Origin of the sequence: Luteibacter anthropi (genome assembly GCF_011759365.1) — a bacterium.
Classification (GTDB): domain Bacteria; phylum Pseudomonadota; class Gammaproteobacteria; order Xanthomonadales; family Rhodanobacteraceae; genus Luteibacter; species Luteibacter anthropi.
The window spans coordinates 65795-83934 of the sequence record NZ_JAARLZ010000003.1 but is presented as its reverse complement, the minus strand read 5'-3'; the positions used below and the strand labels follow the sequence as shown (position 1 = coordinate 83934).

Genomic DNA, 18140 nt, shown 5'->3' with positions numbered 1-18140 from the left:
GCCCGGTGAGGGGCAATCTGCGCTGCGTCAGGCGCGCAAGGCCTTGCGCAAAATCTCAATGATTTGGCAACATCCTGCGCCATGTGGCCAGGATCAGGCCTCACGACATTGACGTCCATTCGGGGGAACAACGAGATGCATTGGAACCTGCTCCGCCAGCGCGAGCTTGCGCTGGCTGTTTGCGTGAGTCTGGGCGTAACCGCGTGCGGCGGCGGTGGAGGCGGGAGCAATAGCCGTCCCTCCTATAACATCCCGCCCCCGGTGCAGCCGGCGACACCGCCTTCCACGCCGTCGGCTCCGGCGCCGCCGTCGGATATCCAGCTCACGGCCACCAATGCAAAAGCGGCACAGGCGGCAGGTGCCAAGGGTGCCGGCACCATCATCGGTATCGTCGATTCGGGGGTGATCGCGACGAATCCCACCCTCAACGGCAAGGTGTTGCAGAGCTTCAGCTACGTGGACCCGGTGGTGAACAACACCAGCGTGGGCGACGTGGTGGGCCATGGCACGGCCGTGGCCGAAGTGGCGGTGGGCACGACACAGGGTCTGTTCGGTGGCGGCATCGCACCGTCCGCCAGCATCGTCACGGCCCGGATCATTGCCGACAAGACGCCGACCGACGACGGCAGCGGCCAGGGGAACAAGGTCACGTCGGCCGATCCGCTGGGCAAGATCAACAGCGACCTGATCGGTGCCAAGGCCACGATCATCAACAATTCGTGGGGTGGCCTTTACTGGGATGCATCCAGCGCGTCCACCACGCAGAGTTTCCGTGACGCGTATTCGGCCGCCCGGTTCGGGGCGCTGTTCGTTTTTGCCGCGGGTAATAGTGGCCAGGCAAATCCGTCGGATGTCGCCGCACTACCCAATCGCGCGCCCGAGCTTGAGCGTGGCTGGCTGACGGTAGTAGCGCTTGACAGCGCCAACCCCACCAGCATTGCCTCCTACTCCAACCGGTGCGGCATCGCGCAGAACTATTGCCTGGCGGCGCCGGGCTCCGTCGTGACGCTGGCGGCCAATGCGACGGCGGCCAATCCTTCGTATGAGGTCTGGAGCGGCACCTCCTTTGCCGCGCCACAGGTGGCCGCCGGCGCTGCGGTTGTATCTGGCGTGTTTCCTACGTTGTCGAAGGACGCAGTGCGCCAGATCATCCTTGGCACCGCCGATGATCTGGGCGCGCCGGGCCCCGACCCGGTATACGGCTACGGTCGCCTCAACGTGGGCCGTGCCATCGGTGGGCCCGGCACGCTCGACTGGGGTCCGCTGACGATCAATCTCGTTGCGGGCAGCGACGTCACCTTCAGCAACGACATCAGCGGCACGGGTGGACTTACCACCAGCGGCAATGCACGGCTCGTGCTGACGAGCAAAAACAACAGCTACAGCGGCGGCAGCATCGTCGGCGAAGGCACCACGCTCGAATCCATGGGCCGATTGCCCGGTGCGGTCACGATTCTCCCTGCCCAGCCTGGATCGTCGGCGGGGCAGGTGATTGCGCACGGTGACATCGGCGGCAACGTGCTCAACCAGGGCCGGTTACAGACGACGGATGCGGGTACGACGATCACGGGCAATTTCGTCCAGGGCAGCACGGGTACGCTGGCGCAGGTGCTGGGTGCACCACTGATCGTCAACGGCACCGCATCGTTGAATGGTCAGTTCTATATTTCGGGCGTCAAGGACAAGTATGTGCCGGTATCGCACCAGCAGGTGCTGACGGCTTCGTCCGTGAGCGGGCAGTTTGCCGGCCTGAGTACAGCACCGGGCATCTATCTGCAGACCACGTTGCAGTATGCGCCGACGGAAGTCTGGGTGGACACGTCGCACATCAGCGTGGTGAAGGTGGCGCAGGCGTCCATGCCTGCATCGCTGGCGGCGCAGTCGTCCGCCACACGCGTCGATGCGGCTTTTGCCCAGATCGATCAGTCGCTGGCTTCATCGGCAGGTAATGTCGTCGCCAATGGCACTTTGTCCGCAGCGGGCGGCATCCAGCAGTCGCGCAGCACGGCCCAGGCGCAGGCTTCGCTGGAATCGCTTTCCGGCCAGCTTTACGCTGCCGGTACGGCGGTGACGCTGGCCGGCATCGATGCAGGTAACGATGCGCTGATGTCGCATCTGGATGCAGGTACCACCCGGGGTTCGTGGGCGCAGTCGCTCAACGACCAGGGTGGCATGAGTCGCGCTGGTTTCGGCAACGTCGGCTTCAACCTCTCGGGTGGCATGATCGGCCAGGACGTGCGCATCGGCAGCAACGGCTTTGCCGGTGTGACGGTAGCTACCATGCGCAGCACCGGCCAGCTCTCCGGCAACTTCGACCGCCAGCGCAACCGCTCCACCGAAGGCTCGTTCTATGCCGGAACGCAAGGGGCCAACTGGTACGGCGTGGGGCGCGTAGGCTACGGCAGCTTCCGTGGCGATACGCGTCGCCTCCTGCGTTTCGGCGATCAGGCAGCGACCTTTGCCGGTGGCGATATCAACGGCAGCTACAACTCCGCCTATGGCGAACTGGGTTATCGCACGCAGGTGGGAGCGTTCTCGCTGACGCCGTTTGCCAACGTGCAATACGCCAGCATTCATCGCTCGGGTTTCCAGGAAATAGGCGGCGATGGCTTCGGCCTGACGGCCAACGATCACACCACGTCGCGCTGGCAGGCTGGCGTGGGCGTACGTGCGGGGGCTTCCTGGTTCACGTCGTACGGCAAGTTGCGCCTGGACATGAAGCTGGGCTGGCAGAACGCGTTCGCCACGCGGGGCGAGGTGTTTGCCGCACGCTACACGGGCTTCTCGCAGTGGGCACCGGTAGAGGGTATCGGCCTGTCGCGCAGTGCGGCCACGGCGGGGTTGCAGCTGGGCTGGGATATGAACGAGCGGACGCAGCTGGCGTTCGGCATGGATCAGCGCTTTGCCGACCGGGATCATTCGCGTTCGGCGTCGGCGAGTGTGCGCGTGGCCTGGTAATGAAACGCCGCCGCTTCCGTGTGCCGGAAGCGGCGGCGTTGATCAGGTCGCTATGGGTGTGACACGCCGCTTGCAGTGACGTGACCGGGGAGGCACCTGGTTAAGACTTTCCGTGGAACAGTTCGCGACCGATAAGCATCCGGCGAATTTCGTTCGTGCCCGCGCCGATCTCGTAGAGCTTCGCATCGCGCAGCAGCCGCCCCGCCGGGAACTCGTTGATATAACCATTACCACCTAGCGCCTGGATGGCTTCCAGCGCCACCATCACGGCGTTGGTCGATGCATTGAGCAGGCACGCGGCAGGATCGATACGCGATTTCACTCCGTTGTCGAACTGCTGCGCCACCATATAGGCGAAGCCGCGCGAGGATTGCAGCGCCGTATACATGTCGGCCACCTTGCCCTGCATGAGGCCGAAGGTGCCGATGGGGGCGTTGAACTGCTTGCGCTCGCGCACATAGGGCAGCACGAGGTCTACCGCGGCCTGCATGATGCCGATGGGGCCGCCGGAGAGCACGAGGCGCTCGGTATCGAGGCCGCTCATGAGCACACGCACGCCTTCGTTCACTTCGCCGACGATGTTTTCGGCCGGAATCTCGCAGTTTTCGAACACCAGTTCGCAGGTGTTGGAGCCGCGCATGCCAAGCTTGTCGAGCTTCTGCGCAGTGGAGAAGCCCTTCATGCCCTTCTCGACGATGAAGGCAGTCATGCAACGGCTGCCCGCCGCACGCGGCGCGGTGCGCATGTAGACCAGCAGCACGTCGGCATCGGGGCCGTTGGTGATCCACATCTTCGAGCCGTTGGCGACCCAGGTGTCGCCGACCAGTTCGGCCTTGCAGCTCATCGAACCGACCACGTCGGAGCCGGCACCGGGCTCGCTCATGGCCAGCGCGCCCACCCACTCACCGCTGGCGAGCCTGGGCAGGTACTTGCGGCGCTGGGCATCGTTGCCGTTGTGGTAGATGTTCTGCACGCACAGATTGGAGTGCGCGCCGTACGACAGGCCTACCGACGCCGACGCGCGGGAGATTTCTTCCATGGCGACCATATGGGCGAGAAAGCCCATTTCGGAGCCACCGAGATCGCCGGGCAGGGTGATACCCAGCAGGCCCATGTCGCCCAGCTTGGCCCAGATATCGTCGGGAAACTGGTTTTCGCGGTCGATACGGTCGGCGCGCGGGGCGATTTCCTTTTCGGCGAAGGCGCGGACGCTGTCGCGCAGGAGGTCGATATCGTCACCGAGGGAAAACGGGCGCATGGTGCAACTCCGATGGGGGCGGGGGAAAAGCTACCCATCGTAGCGTGGCGGCACCGTCAAGCCACGGCGCGTCGCAACAATCAGGCGGGTGGAAGGGCGCCGATGTGGTCGTGGACACGCGCCAGCAGCAGGCATTGACGGTCGAGCATGCGCAGGGTCTCGTCCGCCGTGGTATCGATGGGCACGGGGGGCATGGCCAGCGGAGACGCCTGCGTACCCATGCGCACATGCTCAGCAAGAGTGTCGAAACCATGGGCCAGGTGGGTGGCCAGCTCGACCAGCGCCCGGGCCTCCCCCGGGGGCAGTAACTGCCGATGCGCCCCCAGCGTTGAAAGGTGGGACAAGGCAGCCTGAAGGTCGGTGAGCAGACGCAGGGCGCGTTCGCCTCGTTCGCGGGGATGTCCGGGCTCGGCGAGCAATTCCACGACGTTGCCGGCCACCGCGGCCTGCGCCGCATGGGCGTCACGACGGGCGATGCGATAAGGCAGGTCGTCGTGCTTGCCCGTGGCGTACTGCGTGGCAATGCGCTCCAGGTAGCGCCCATAAGCCAGCAGGGCATCGGCCACGACGTCATCCAGCCGGCGCACGCGCCAGTCGGGCAGCACGAAGCGGATGGCCGTGGCGGCGACGCAGACGCCCAGCAGCGTATCGAGCAGGCGCGGGCCGATGGCGTCGTAACCGGCACCAACGCGGTCGAAGCACAGCAGCACGAAAAGCGTGATGACGCCCGTGGCGAGGGCGTAACGGCGAAGCCGGAAAGCGAAGAACGCCGCGCCGCTGGCGACCAGCACGGGCAGGCGCCAGTCGCCGCCCGGCAGCAGCTGAAGCATGGCCCAGCCCGTGACCAGGCCCGCCAGGGTGCCGGTCACGCGCTGCGTGAGCCGTCGGCGTGTGCCGCCATAGCTCGGCTGGCAGACGAACAAGGTGGTGAGGAGGATCCAGTACCCATGGCTGGGGTGCAGCGCGAGCATCACCAGATAGCCGGCCAGCATGCCGGCGGACAACCGGACGGCATGGCGAAAATGCACCGAGCGCCGGTTGAGTCGCAGGCGGATACGGACGAGCGCCTCACGCAGGCTCGGGGGATCATCGCCTTGCAGGGCCATGTCATCGTCATCGCGCGGAGCACCGTCCCCCGCGATGACAACCTGCAATTGCTCGACGTTGCGCAGCAGGGCGGCCAGTGCATCATCTACTGCCAGGTTTGCAGGCAGGTGCTGCTGCCGGTAGGCCAGGGCTTCGCGTACGTCATCGAGCGCATGGGCAGGCATGGTGAGAGGCTGCATGGGTGCGATGCGGCGGATGGCGTCGGCCCGTTCGCGACACCCCTGGGCCTGCAAGCGGATCAGGCGACCAAAACGAAACATGAGGTCGCTGTGGTACAGCTCGGCGGCAAGCTCGTCGTAAGGGTAGTGCGACGAGCTGATGCGTTCGTGGATATCCTGCGCAACGAAGAACAGGCCCAGCCGCGAGGCGATACGTCCGCGCGGCTGGCGCCGGCCAATGCGGTCCAGCAAGGCAGCGCGTGCGGCGGCAAGGGCATCTACCGTGCGCAGGTTGCTTCGCGAGAACGCCACCTCCAATGCGTGGCGATCGAGGTCGCGAACGGGTTCGAACAGGGCTGCCTTGGCCTCCATCTGACCCGCCAGGGCTTCAAAAAGACGGGCCAGTGCGTGGCGAACAGCACGTTGCGGAGCGAAGGCACTCCACGCCAGAGACAGTACGCCGTACCACGCGGCACCCGCGAGGATGGCCAGCGTTCCTTGCGCGCCGCTGCCACCCGGGGCGTCGGAGGCGATCATCGTGTAGACGGAAAGGATCAACGTGCCAGTCGCGATGGTGGCGTAGCGGCCGCTGGCGGCGCCGAGCATCACGAGCAGGAAGGTGCCCACGGCAAGCAACGGGCCAAACAGCAGCGGGGTGCCGATGCTGGCCTTCACGGCGGAGGCAGCCAGCGCAAAGCACACAAGCGTCACCAGCAATCCGCGCAGCCGTCCACGCCAGGCATCGTCGGTCTCCGACAGCGCGCAGGCAATGGCGCCCAGCAGGGCAGGCACGATGGCGTCGGCCGGTCCTTTCAGGGTGCACCACGCGGTGACGCCGGTCAGTGCCACGAAGACGCGGACAACGTCCGCGAAACGATCGGATTCGACGAGATATCGGAGGGCACGCATGGGTTTAGCTTAGCGCGTCGCTCCAGCACATTCTTGCTGCCTCACCCCACATCAGGCTCCTGTAGGAGCGCGCCTCGCGCGCGACAGGACCTTGCCACGAAGCAGGTCGCGCGCGAGGCACGCTCCTACAGGAGGCGCTCAGCAAAGGCCGCCATTGACCGAAAGCACCTGGCGGGTGATGTAGCCGGCTTCCGGGCTCACCAGAAAGCGCACGGCAGCGGCCACTTCGTCAGAGGTGCCACTGCGCTCCATCGGAATGGCCTTGAGGATATGTTCCACGGGCACCCCCGGATCCAGCATGTCGGTATCGATCAAGCCGGGCGCGACGCAGTTGACGGTGATCTTCCGCTTGGCGAGTTCCAGGGCCAGCGCCTTCGCAGCACCGATCACACCGGCTTTCGACGCGCTGTAATTGACCTGCCCACGATTGCCGATGAGGCCGGAAACGGACGTGATGCAGACAATGCGACCTGCGGCACGACGACGGATCATCGGCATCACCAGTGGATGGAGCACGTTGTAGAAACCGTCGAGATTGGTGCGCAGCACGGTATCCCAGTCATCCTCGCTGAGTGCGGGAAAGGCACCATCGCGGGTGAGGCCCGCATTGCACACCACGCCGTAATAAGCGCCATGTTCCGTGACGTCGGCTTCCAGTGCCGCGGCCGTGGCCGCACGATCGGCGATGTCGAACGACAGCAGGCGTGCACGACGACCCTTGCCAAGGATCTCGTTCGTCACCGCTTCGGCTTCGTCGCGACGCGAACGGCAGTGCACCACGATGTCGTAGCCGGCGTCGGCGAGGTTCAGCGCGATGGCGCGGCCGATGCCACGGCTGGAGCCGGTGACGAGGATGGTGTCGGTCATGGATGCGTTCCGATGAGGGTATTGTCGATGCGACGGCGCAGGCGGCGTCGGCAGAGCCATTCCACGGCGATCAGCGCACCCATGGCGACGTAGGCGATGACGCCGTTATAGAGCGTCCACCACGACAGCGGCCCCCATGCGGCCAGCAGGGCGGAGCAGCTGCCATTGAGGGCAAAGAAAGCAATCCACACCCAGGTAACCTTGCGCGTGTAGACGACGGCGGCAGGCGGCAGGTCGGGATCGCTCACGCGGGCGATCCGCTCGACGATGGGTGGCCCGTAGCGCAGGCTCAGCGCGAAGATGGCGAGCAGCAGCAGGCAGATAAGGCTGGGGTACCAGCGCAGCAGGGCATCGTTGTTACCCAGGCCCAGGACGGCGCAATAACCAAGGGCCAGCACCAGCATCCAGCGGCCACCCGGCTGGCGCAGCAGCGCCGGCGCACGAAGCAGCCACAGGGTCCCCAGCACCAGACCCAGCACCCATGGGGAAGCGCGCTCGCCTCCGAAATACACGACAAAGGGGTAGGCCACGCCGACCAGCACGAAAACGAAGGTGGCGAGCTTGCGCATGGATGGCGGCGATGGCGGAAAGAGCGCCCATGATGGCAGTTCGCGGGCCACCGTTCAAAAGGCGCCATCTGACCGGCGACAAAAGAAAACCACCGCATTGCTGCGGTGGCTCCTTTGTAACCCTGTCCTAAACGCTTACTGACCGCGCATGCGACCCTGGAAGCGCGGAGCGCCGTTGCCCATGTGGGGCAGGCGGATCTTGCCGATGGCGGAGATGCGCTCTTCGGCCATGCGATCGGCGGCCTTGTAGGTCGCGATGTTGTCGCGGGCGGAGATCTCGAAGATGCGACCGACGTTGTAGTAGATCGTGCGCATCATGCGCATGGCGCGCTCGCGGTTGTAGCCGTCGATTTCCAGCGAGACGTTCATCACGCCGCCGGCATTCACGGCGTAGTCCGGGGCGTAGAGCACGCCACGACGCGACAGCTCGTCGCCGATGGCGTCGGTGGCCAGCTGGTTGTTGGCCGCGCCGCAGATGATCTTCGCCTTGATGCGGTCGATGGTCTGCTCGTTGACCGTGCCGCCCAGGGCGCACGGGCTGTAGACATCGGCGTCGACGTCGTAGATTTCGTCCAGGCCCACGGCTTCGCAGCCGAGTTCGTCGACGCAGCGCTGCACGGCATCCTTGTTGATGTCGGTGACGAACACCTTGGCGCCCTGCTCGCGCAGCAGCTTTATGAACTCGCTGCCCACGTGGCCGCAGCCCTGCACGGCGTAGCTGTACTTGCCCACGTCTTCGTTGCCGTGCTTGGTCTGCAGTGCGGCCATCAGGCCCTGCAACGTACCGAACGCGGTGAACGGCGACGGGTCGCCCGAACCGCCGTGCACCTGGTGCACGCCGGTGACGTATTCGGTTTCACGGAACACGTATTCCATGTCGTTGACGTCGATGCCGACGTCCTCAGCCGTGATGTAGCGGCCGTTGAGCGAGTTGACGAAGCGGCCGAAGGCGCGGAACAGCGCTTCGGACTTGTCCTTGGAGGGATCGCCGATGATTACGGCCTTGCCGCCGCCAAGGTTCAGGCCGGCCACCGCGTTCTTGTACGTCATGCCGCGCGACAGGCGCAGCACGTCGTTGATGGCGTCCTGCTCGGTCTTGTAGGGCCACATGCGCAGGCCGCCGAGGGAGGGGCCGAGCACGGTGTTGTGGATCGCGATGATGGCCTTCAGGCCGGCGTCTTTGTTATGGCAGAAGACGACTTCTTCGTGGCCCGTGTTGGCGATGGTTTCGAAAATCATCGAACGCAAACTCCAGTTTCCAGCGGCAGCAGCACCGCTTTAGAGGTGGATTCCGGCGACCTCGGTCGTCGGGGATGGTAACCGTCCAAAAAAATCGCCCCGGCCTGTGGGCGGGGGCGATGATGTCCTGTCTGCCGGCTAGTTTAACCCCTATGGGGGAGCTGTGTAGGTGCGGCGCAGCAAGCTACATTTTTTTAACGATGCCAGCGCGGATCGCGTACCCAGGTCTCGCGCTGGATGCGCCAGCCGCCGCCGTAGGGGCGCCATACCGGCGGGCGATAGACATAGCCCGGACGACCGCCGTACCAGTGGCCGCCCACCCATACATAGCGACCGCCGTACCAGTTCCAGTAACCCGGCGCCCAGACATAGCCCACGCGTGGGCCGGGCACCACTTCATAGCGCGGCGGTGGCGGGGCGACGCGCACGGTGGTGACGATGACTTCCCGCGCGGCGGCGGGCGGGGCGAAGCTCGCGGCGCCGACGGCCAGGCCCAGGGCGGCGGCGACGGCCAGGGAGCGGGTGAGGCGTTTCATCGTGCGGTCTCCTCAAGATGTCCGCATTGGCGGACCCGGGCGCTAGAACGGACCTCGTGTGGGCCGGGTTGACCCGACAGGGATGACAGTGTTCAGCTAGCCGAAAGCGGGAACGCCGGGAACCTCAGGCCGGGTGTCGCGCTCCAACCCCTGGCATGCCGACTTTCGATCACGCGACCTCCATGAAAGCACCCCGCCGCATCGGCGTCCGCACCGTCGCGACCATCCTCGGCCTCCGTTGCGCCTGGCGCGTGGGCAGTTACCTGGCGCCGCGGCGCACGGCCGCGCATGCGGCGCGTATCTTCCAGACACCGCTGCCCAGTACCCGCACGCGTGCGGCGTATGCGCAGACGAAAATGACGGCCCGTCGCGAAACCGTGCGCGTGGGCGATCAGGACATCGCAACCTATGTATGGGGCGATCCGTCGACGCAACCTTACGTGCTGCTGGTGCACGGATGGTCGAGCATGGGACTGCGCTGGGAAAGCTGGGCGCCGTTCCTGCTGGAAAAGGGCTGGGCCGCCGTGGCGTTCGACCAGCCGGCGCATGGCCACAGTGATGGCGACCTGTGCACGCTGCCCGACTTCATGCGCGCGTTGTCGGGCGTGGCCCGGCATTACGGCGATCCGCTGGGCGTAGTGGCGCATTCACTGGGTTGCGCCGCCACCACGATCGCACTCGACGATGGCTGGACGGCGAAGCGCGTCGTACTCATTGCCCCGCCCGCCGATCCGCAGGCGGTGACGCGGCAGTTCGCCCGGTTCATGCGCCTGGCCGAGCACCTTCGACCCTCGATGCACGATGCGCTGGCGGCACGCACCGGTTACGCCATCGATGACCTGCATATCCGGCATCACGCGCCCCTGCGCACCCAGCCGCTGCTCGTGGTGCATGATTGTTTCGACAAGCAGGTGCCGCTGGAGCATGGCGAGTTGTATGCGCAGCTCTGGCCCGGCGCCACGTTGCTGAAGACGCGCCGCCTGGGCCATCGCAAGGTGGTGGACGACGAATGCGTGCGTACCGCAGCCCTGGCCTTCCTCTCCGGCACGGACCTGTAAGAGCGCGCCAGCCTTATGTAGGAGCGCGCCTTGCGCGCGACCGGTTGTCACGAAGATGTTCATGATTTTCGCTTCGCCCGGTCGCGCGCAAGGCGCGTTCCTACAAAAAAGCCACTTCGTGGCGCAATCTTTTGCGCCGTGTTTTGCCACATGCATGCCCCAGCCTTGAACCAACCGGGGCGTTCGTAGTCCCATGGGGGTTGGTTTCACCGGAGTAGCAGCGTTGAGCAATCAGTCGTCGGGTTCGAAGTGGATAGCGGGTGTACTGGTCGTGGCGATCGCCGCCGTGATCGCGGTATTCGTGTATCGAGAGAAGCAGGCTCGCGAAGCAGCAGGCGCGCCGCCATTCGCCTCTGCGTCCTCATCGGCCTCACCGCCGACCCAGGTCCATGACCAGCCATTGCCGCAACATCCCATCGACGGACCGGCCGGCGCTTCCACGGCAGCGCTGCCTTCGCTCGACCAGAGCGACGATGCGGTGCTCGCGGGGCTGCTGGCGCTTTCGGGTGACGGTGCGCTGAAGTCGCTGCTGCGACCGGAAGCGATCATTTCGCGCATGGTCTCCACCATCGACGCGTTGCCGAAGCAATCCATCGGCATGAATGTGCTACCGCTGCGCACGCCCACAGGCACCTTCCAGGTACAGTCGGCCGATGGCATGTTCGTCGCGGCGAAGAAAAATGCGGATCGCTATGCCACGTATATGTACGTGGCAGATCGTATCCAGCCGCAGGCGGCCGCTGCCTGGTACAAGCGCAATTATCCGTTGTTCCAGCAGGCTTATCGGGATCTGGGCACCAACGGGTATTTCAATGATCGCCTCGTGGAAGTGATCGACCACCTGCTGGATGCGCCGGAGCCGAAAGGCAGCCTGCAGTTGCTGCCTGAGAAGCAGGGGTATGTGTATTCCAACCCCACCTATGAGCAGCTTTCCGCCGGGCAGAAGTTCATGGTTCGCGTCGGTGCGGAGAACGAGGCGAAGCTGAAGAACAAGCTGCGTGCATTGCGTGATGCCATCGTGGCGACGCCCGGTACTTGATAGTCACGGCATTCACGACTTAAATCTGCTGCGCCAACGGCTGGCGACCCCCATGTCCCTGTAGGAGCGCGCCTTGCGCGCGACCGGGTTGTCGCGATAACCATGGGTATGTTCGCGAAAACTGGTCGCGCGCAAGGCGCGCTCCTACAGGTGAATGCCTGCGTTATCGAACAATGCACGTAACGCGTCGTCGTTCGAATCCATGACAAAACGCAATAGCTGCATATGATCGTCCCTTCTTTGTGTATCGATCTTCCAGCGCGGCACGTCATCCAGTACGGCCACGACCACCAGAGCCCGCCACCGGTCCTCTGGTCGGAACGACAACGTGAGAGGGTGCCCATCGGCAAGGTGCAACTCGGCCGGCGCGCGACCGGCGTCATGATCGACACCTGGGACGATAGCCGGGTCATGGGGCAACCTGCCGGCGCCTTCTCGCAGGATCATGTCCCGGGACGCCATAGCCCCTGCCGCATGCATGCCATGCGCACGTCGGGTCACGAAGTCTTCGATCTCGTCGGGATCGTAGCCATACATGTAGCCACGAAATCGCTGGTCATCCAGTAGATCAAACGCGTTGTTCCCGCTGCCATGGAGGAAGTCGTGCGCGACATAGCGAGCCATCACCCGCATGCGCCAGGCTTCGTCGGGCCGTGCAAAATAGTGAGTGATGGCTTGCGGTGGCTTTACCGGCGCAGCCTGATATACGAGTTTTCCCGAGGCCAGGGCTTCGTCGAAACCTGCGGGAATCACACGGTTCCGTGGCATGCCTTCTTCCTGCGTGAAACCCGCCAGCGGTTTGCTGCCGTGGAGCATCAGCTCCAGTTCCTTGTCATGGTGCGATGCCATTGCCGGGCTCCTTTGCGTATCGTCGACTGTCCGTTGCGCCACGGTCTCCGCAGATCGCCGCGAGCGACGCCCCCCTCCACCGTGGCATGCCTGCATGCAGCTTGTGCCCCCGCCGCCACCGGCTCGAGGGCCACCACCGCCCATGCTGCCGCCGGCGTTCTTCGGGCCACCGGGCCCGGGTATCCAGGCGCCGAAGCGGTCGCTCCACGTAGGGCTGTTGCCCACACAGTCCTTGCAGAGCGTATTTCCCTGGCTATCGGCGTATGCGCCCCCTGTCGGGGCGCCGCAATCGTGGCCCGTGCATTGGTACTGGGCCGGCGTTGCCGGTGACCACAGGGCGCTGCACAGGGCTGCAATGAGCAGTGCCGTCGCGAGTGCGCGACGGATGACGGCGTTCTTGAACACGGTGACTCGCATCCTTTCGTGAGGGCAGGTTGCCCCTGGGAAGGATGACGATCAGAGTCGTCGGGAGAGATCGGCCCTCATCCCGCCGAGTGGGATGCGCGGACTGGTCTGCTGGCAGGAATGTGCCGATCCCTTGTAGGAGCGCGCCTTGCGCGCGACCGAATTGTCGCGATAACCATGGGTATGTTTGCGAAAACCGGTCGCGCGCAAGGCGCGCTCCTACAGGGGGAGGGTGTCGTGGTTCAGGGTTTTTTCGACGGATCGCGCACGGGCACGTTGATATTGCACAGGTCGATCTTGCCCGCCGGGCGGGTGTAGAAGTCGTCCTTGCGATTGCGCTTGGCCTCGATCACCGCGGCAAAGGTCTTGCTCTCCGTGCGCAGCACCTGGATGGGCGTGCGCTTCGCTTCGGGTACGTCGGCCGCGAGGCGTACGCTCTTGATGGTCACGCGCTGCTCAGGTTTTTCATAGAAACCCATCGGCTCGCCGCCACGCGGGTAGGCGGAGAGAATCTCCATGCCCTTGAGTACCTTGCCGGCCACGGCCAGATTGCGGTCGAGGTTGCGCGGGGCCTGGCCGATGATCGCGTACAGCGAGCTGCCGTTGCCTGTTTCCGCGCCGACATCGCGCGCCACGCCTACCGTGCCGTAGCAGTGGGTGATCCACGCTTCGCCGGCTTTCGCGTCGCGCGCCACCGGAAAACCGTCGGAGAAGCCGACTTCGGGTGCATAGACGTCACCATCCGGCAACCGGGTGAAAGGATACTTGCCACCCTTGCGGGTGAATTCCGCCGGCAGGCTTTCCTTTGCCGTGCCGAGGGACTTTGCCTTGGCCTTGTCGTCGCCATCGGCGTCGCCCCACTGGGTGACGAAGTTGTCCTGTACGCGGATGACCTGGGTGCCGTCGAAATAGTGCTCGCGGATCAGCGTGCGGATGTTGGCGGCGTGTGCCGGTGTCCAGTCCTGGGCCAGCTCGATGATCACCCGGCCTTGCGGCAGGTCCATGTACACCAGGTTGGCCGGATCGGGCGTGCGCCATTCGTCTGGCGTGGACTTTGCCAGAAGATCCTTGGCCGAGGGTGTTTTCTTCGCATCGTCGGCGGCATGGACGGGCAGGGCAAGGACGAGGGCGAGCGCAAGGCAGGTACGGGCGAGCATGGTTTCCCCTGGGTGGCTATGTCGGGCGACGTTAGCAGAGCCGGTTGAGATGTGCGCGGGTATCCCTCAGATCATAGGTGGGCAGGCAAAGGAAACGGCATGGACACCTCCTTACTCGATAACCCGTTATGGCATTCCCTGCGCGGAGGCCACGCAGACCTTGCGCGTCATGCGGGCGAGGCATTGTGGTACGGCGCGTCTTACGCGCCTTTCATGGCCGTGGCGCGGCCAGATGCGAAGGTCCTTGATGACGCACGCCTCAAGGGACGTTGGTATTTCCTTGGTACGGCGCCGGAGCATATGCCCGAACGCTGGCAGCGCGTGCCGGTGACTGCGTACCATGCGGTTCCGGAAACGCTGCAATTGTTGCGCCCTGCGGATGCCGGTGAGCTGACCACGCGCGAGAAGGTGGTGGTGTTGGGGCCCGAGCATCGCGAACGCATGCGGGCGCTCACGCAGCTGGTGTATCCAGAGTTCTTTCGTGAGCACACGGCGGAGCTGGGAGCCTATGTCGGCATTCTTCAGGAAAATCGCCTCGTTGCGATGGCAGGTGAGCGGATGATCGTTCCCGGTGCACGCGAAATCAGCGCGGTATGCACGCATCCGGATTTCACGGGTCGTGGGCTGGCGCGAGCACTGCTCGTCTCGCTGGTAAACAACCATCGGGAACAGGGGCTGGCGTCGTTCCTGCACGTGTCGGCGGGTAACGATGGGGCGACGCGGCTCTATGAAAACCTGGGATTCCGGCGTCGCGCGAAGCTGACGCTGACGGCGATCGACATCAACGAACCCCTGTAGGAGCGCGCCTTGCGCGCGACCGGTCATCGCGAAACCTTGAAACACATACGCTACACCGGTCGCGCGCAAGGCGCTCTCCTACAGGGGGTGTTCGCGGATGAAGTCGATCAGGGCGCGAAGGGGTGAAGGCACGTGGCGGCGGCCTGGATAGTAGAGGCACAGGCGATCGAAGGGGGGTGTCCAGTCGTCGAGGACGCGCTCCAGAGAACCATCGCCGAGGCCTTCTTCCACGTCGTACTCGCTGAGATAGACCAGCCCGAGCCCGGCTTTCGCCGCGCTCACCATCAACTTCGGCTCGTTCAGGGTGACACTGCCATCGACCGGTACGGTCACCGTTTCGCCGTGCCGCTCGAACTCCCACTGGTAGATATGGCCACTGCTCATGCGCGCGCGGATGCAGCGGTGGCGTGCGAGTTCGTCCGGCGTGTGCGGGCGACCATGGCGTGCGAAATACGCCGGCGATCCGACAACGGCGAAGCGAATGGGCGAGCCGAAGGGCACGGCGATCATGTCGCCCGGTACGACGTCCTGCGTGCGGAAACCGGCATCGAATCCTTCGCGGACGATGTCGATCAGTCTTCCGTCGGTGACCACCTCGACATGCACGGCGGGATAGCGCTGCATGTACGGGATGAGTAGCGGCTGCATGAGCCGGTGTGCCGCGCCGGCGGCCATATTGAGCCGGAGTGACCCTGCCGGGGCTTCGTCGCCGTCCCGGGCCCGGTCCATGGCGACGCGGATGCCCTGCATGGCCGGAGCAAGCTCGGTAACGAAGCGTTCGCCGGCTTCGGTGAGGCGAACGCTTCGGGTGGTGCGATGGAACAGGCGGGCGCCCAGCCGGGCCTCCAGAGTGGCGACAGCCTGGCTGACCGCCGAGGTGGACAGGTCGAGCTCGCCTGCCGCGGCCCGGAAGCTGCCCAGGCGGGCCACGGCGAGAACGGCTTCCAGTTCGGTGAGTCCGCTGCGCATTGTCCGTTCTGGCTTAATGGGTTGTTTGCCTTTGTGCAGCTTATCAGGCTAATGGGGAGGCTACATCCTTGGAGGCGTCAATCCCACAGGAGCCTCCCATGATCTCCATCGACACTGTTTACATCGACGGTGCCTTCGTCACCCCGCACGGTACCGAACGCTTCGATCTGTTCAACCCGGCAACGGAGGAAGTGATCGGGAGCGTGCGGCTGGCGGACGCGGACGATGTGCGTCTTGCCATTGCTGCTGCCAAGCGCGCGTTTCCCGCGTTCTCCCGCACGACGGTGGCCGAGCGCATCGCCTTGCTTCGGCGCATGCACGATGCCGTGATGGCGCGTGCGGACGACCTGCTGGAAGCGGTGGTGACGGAATATGGCGCTCCGTTCGCCCGGGCACACTGGATGACAGCCCACGCAGCCGACGTATTCACAGGTGCGATCGATGCGCTGGAACACTACGAATTCACCCGGCGTATGGGCACGGCGACCGTGACGATGCAACCAGTGGGTGTCACGGGCCTTATCACGCCATGGAACAGCAACGCGGGGTTTATCTGCGGCAAGCTGGCGATGGCCATTGCCGCTGGTTGCACCGCGGTGATCAAACCCAGCGAGATGAGCGCGTGGCAGACCCGGATCGTGACCGAAGCACTGCATGAAGCAGGTGCGCCGGCTGGCGTGTTCAATATCGTGACCGGACGCGGCGATGTCGTGGGAGCCGGGATCGTCGGTAGTCCTGACGTGGCGAAGATTTCCTTCACCGGGTCCACCATCGTCGGCAAGGGCATCGTGCGTGCCGCGGCGGACACGCTCAAGCGCGTGACGCTGGAGCTGGGCGGCAAATCGCCTACCGTGATTCTCGATGACGCAGATTTCGACAGCGCGGTGCCGATGGCTCTTGCGGCGGGCTTCATGAATAGCGGGCAGGCCTGTATCGCGGGCACGCGCATCCTTGTGCCGCGTGCGCGCCTGGCGGAGTTCGAAACGAAGGCGGCTGCGCTGGTTGAAGCGGCCGTCTCGGGTGATCCGTTGCGGGCGGATACCACCATTGGTCCGATGGTGAGCCGGCGTCAGTGGGAGCGCGTGCAGGGTTATATCGGCAAGGGTATTGCCGAGGGAGCGCGGTTGCTTGCCGGTGGCGAGGGCCGGCCCGATGGCTATGAGCGTGGCTGGCTGGTGAAGCCCACGCTGTTTACCGATGTGCGCAATGACATGTCCATCGCCCGGGAGGAAATCTTCGGGCCTGTGCTGTCGATCATTGCGTACGAAGATGAAGAGCAGGCCATCGCCATTGCCAACGACACGCCGTATGGCTTGCAGGCGTATGTCATATCCGCCGATACGCAGCGCGCACTTCGGGTGGCATCGCGGATCGATGCAGGGCGTGTCGCTATCAATGGAATGTCGCACGAGCCAAAGGCACCGTTTGGTGGATTCAAGCAGTCGGGTCTGGGTCGCGAGTACGGCGTGATGGGCCTGGAAGCTTACCTGGAAGCCAAGGCTGTACTCAGTTCCCCCGAAGCCGTCGAGTAGGAGGTAGCGGTAGTCCCTCCCCGAAGCCGTCGAATAAGGAGGTAGTGGTCGTCCTCCCCCGAAGCCGTCGTTCCAGCGAAAGCTGGAACCTAGCACGGTGCAGTCGGTTGTCGCGAGGACGCTTCCTACGCCAACGCCGATGTAGCGCCCACGCTGTGCTGGTGAACCGGGGCGCTGGGTTCCCTGTTTTCACAGGAACGACGGGTAGGGGAGGTGGCGACAGCCCCACCCGAAGCCGTCGTTCCAGCGAAAGCTGGAACCTAGCGCGAGGCAGTCGGTTGTCGCGATAAAGCTCCCTACGCTAGAGCCGATGTAGCGCCTTCGCCGTGCTGGTGAATCGGGGCGCTGGGTTCCTGTTTTCACAGGAACGACGGGTAGGGGAGGTGACGACAACCCCACCCGAAGCCGTCGTTCCAGAGAAAGCTGGAACCTGGCGCGATGCAATCGGTTGTCGCGATAAAGCTCCCTACGCTAGAGCCGATGTAGCGCCTTCGCCGTGCTGGTGAATCGGGGCGCTGGGTTCCTGTTTTCACAGGAACGACGGGTAGGGGAGGTGGCGACAGCCCCACCCGAAGCCGTCGTTCCAGCGAAAGCTGGAACCCAGCGCGGTGCAGCCGGTTGTCGCGATAACACCCCCTACGCCAGAGCCGATGCAACGCCCTCGCTGTGCTGGTGAACCGGGGCGCTGGGTTCCTGTTTTCACAGGAACGACAGTTTCGAGGTTCATAGGTC

Annotated in this window: 14 protein-coding genes; 5 read left to right on the top strand and 9 right to left on the bottom strand. The window is 64.6% G+C overall.

Annotated elements, in window-relative coordinates; genetic code table 11:
* Nucleotides 1-135: 135 nt before the first annotated feature.
* On the top strand, nucleotides 136-2958 hold the full coding sequence (locus tag HBF25_RS05790; protein ID WP_166947017.1) for an autotransporter serine protease: 2823 nt from the start codon (nucleotides 136-138) through the stop codon (nucleotides 2956-2958).
* 100 nt (nucleotides 2959-3058) lie between these two features.
* Here HBF25_RS05790 and HBF25_RS05785 read toward each other — a convergent pair whose 3' ends face one another.
* The 6 genes from HBF25_RS05785 to HBF25_RS05760 form a co-directional block, all read right to left on the bottom strand.
* Entirely contained in the window at nucleotides 3059-4216 is a 1158-nt protein-coding gene (locus HBF25_RS05785) for an isovaleryl-CoA dehydrogenase (protein ID WP_166947016.1), read from the bottom strand.
* Nucleotides 4217-4296: 80 nt separating this feature from the next.
* Complete coding sequence (gene yccS, locus HBF25_RS05780) at nucleotides 4297-6390, bottom strand: YccS family putative transporter (RefSeq protein WP_166947015.1); 2094 nt, start codon at nucleotides 6388-6390, stop codon at nucleotides 4297-4299.
* Nucleotides 6391-6528: 138 nt separating this feature from the next.
* Nucleotides 6529-7257, bottom strand: a complete 729-nt coding sequence (gene fabG / locus HBF25_RS05775; RefSeq protein ID WP_166947014.1) for a 3-oxoacyl-ACP reductase FabG — start codon at nucleotides 7255-7257, stop codon at nucleotides 6529-6531.
* Nucleotides 7254-7826 carry a COG4648 family protein gene (locus HBF25_RS05770; RefSeq protein WP_166947013.1) on the bottom strand — a complete coding sequence of 191 codons (573 nt, stop codon included), beginning with the start codon at nucleotides 7824-7826 and terminating at the stop codon, nucleotides 7254-7256. The genes fabG and HBF25_RS05770 overlap by 4 nt, the downstream gene beginning before the upstream one ends.
* A gap of 135 nt (nucleotides 7827-7961) precedes the next feature.
* Nucleotides 7962-9065: a Glu/Leu/Phe/Val dehydrogenase gene (locus tag HBF25_RS05765; protein ID WP_166947012.1), complete on the bottom strand. Its 1104-nt coding sequence runs from the start codon at nucleotides 9063-9065 to the stop codon at nucleotides 7962-7964.
* 194 nt (nucleotides 9066-9259) lie between these two features.
* Nucleotides 9260-9601, bottom strand: coding sequence for a YXWGXW repeat-containing protein (locus HBF25_RS05760; RefSeq protein ID WP_166947011.1), 342 nt, complete (start codon nucleotides 9599-9601; stop codon nucleotides 9260-9262).
* A gap of 182 nt (nucleotides 9602-9783) precedes the next feature.
* On the opposite strand from HBF25_RS05760, the gene HBF25_RS05755 reads away from it, so the two are divergent.
* A complete protein-coding gene (locus HBF25_RS05755; protein WP_166947010.1) occupies nucleotides 9784-10659 on the top strand; it encodes an alpha/beta hydrolase in 876 nt (291 codons plus the stop codon).
* Between the two features lie 223 nt (nucleotides 10660-10882).
* On the top strand, nucleotides 10883-11698 hold the full coding sequence (locus tag HBF25_RS05750) for a DUF3014 domain-containing protein (protein ID WP_166947009.1): 816 nt from the start codon (nucleotides 10883-10885) through the stop codon (nucleotides 11696-11698).
* A 144-nt stretch (nucleotides 11699-11842) separates the two neighbouring features.
* Here the strand turns inward: HBF25_RS05750 and HBF25_RS05745 are convergent, their stop codons facing one another.
* Nucleotides 11843-12547 (bottom strand): hypothetical protein, encoded by a 705-nt coding sequence (locus HBF25_RS05745; protein WP_166947008.1) that lies wholly within the window; start codon nucleotides 12545-12547, stop codon nucleotides 11843-11845.
* Between the two features lie 647 nt (nucleotides 12548-13194).
* The gene (locus HBF25_RS05740; RefSeq protein WP_166947007.1) at nucleotides 13195-14109 is read right to left on the bottom strand and encodes a peptidylprolyl isomerase; all 915 of its coding nucleotides are present in this window, start codon (nucleotides 14107-14109) and stop codon (nucleotides 13195-13197) included.
* A gap of 99 nt (nucleotides 14110-14208) precedes the next feature.
* Between HBF25_RS05740 and HBF25_RS05735 the strand changes: the two genes are divergently transcribed.
* Nucleotides 14209-14907, top strand: a complete 699-nt coding sequence (locus HBF25_RS05735; RefSeq protein WP_166947006.1) for a GNAT family N-acetyltransferase — start codon at nucleotides 14209-14211, stop codon at nucleotides 14905-14907.
* A 78-nt stretch (nucleotides 14908-14985) separates the two neighbouring features.
* Here the strand turns inward: HBF25_RS05735 and HBF25_RS05730 are convergent, their stop codons facing one another.
* A complete protein-coding gene (locus HBF25_RS05730; RefSeq protein ID WP_166947005.1) occupies nucleotides 14986-15876 on the bottom strand; it encodes a LysR family transcriptional regulator in 891 nt (296 codons plus the stop codon).
* Between the two features lie 98 nt (nucleotides 15877-15974).
* Between HBF25_RS05730 and HBF25_RS05725 the strand changes: the two genes are divergently transcribed.
* The gene (locus HBF25_RS05725) at nucleotides 15975-17408 is read left to right on the top strand and encodes an aldehyde dehydrogenase family protein (protein WP_166947004.1); all 1434 of its coding nucleotides are present in this window, start codon (nucleotides 15975-15977) and stop codon (nucleotides 17406-17408) included.
* The last annotated feature ends 732 nt before the right edge of the window (nucleotides 17409-18140 follow it).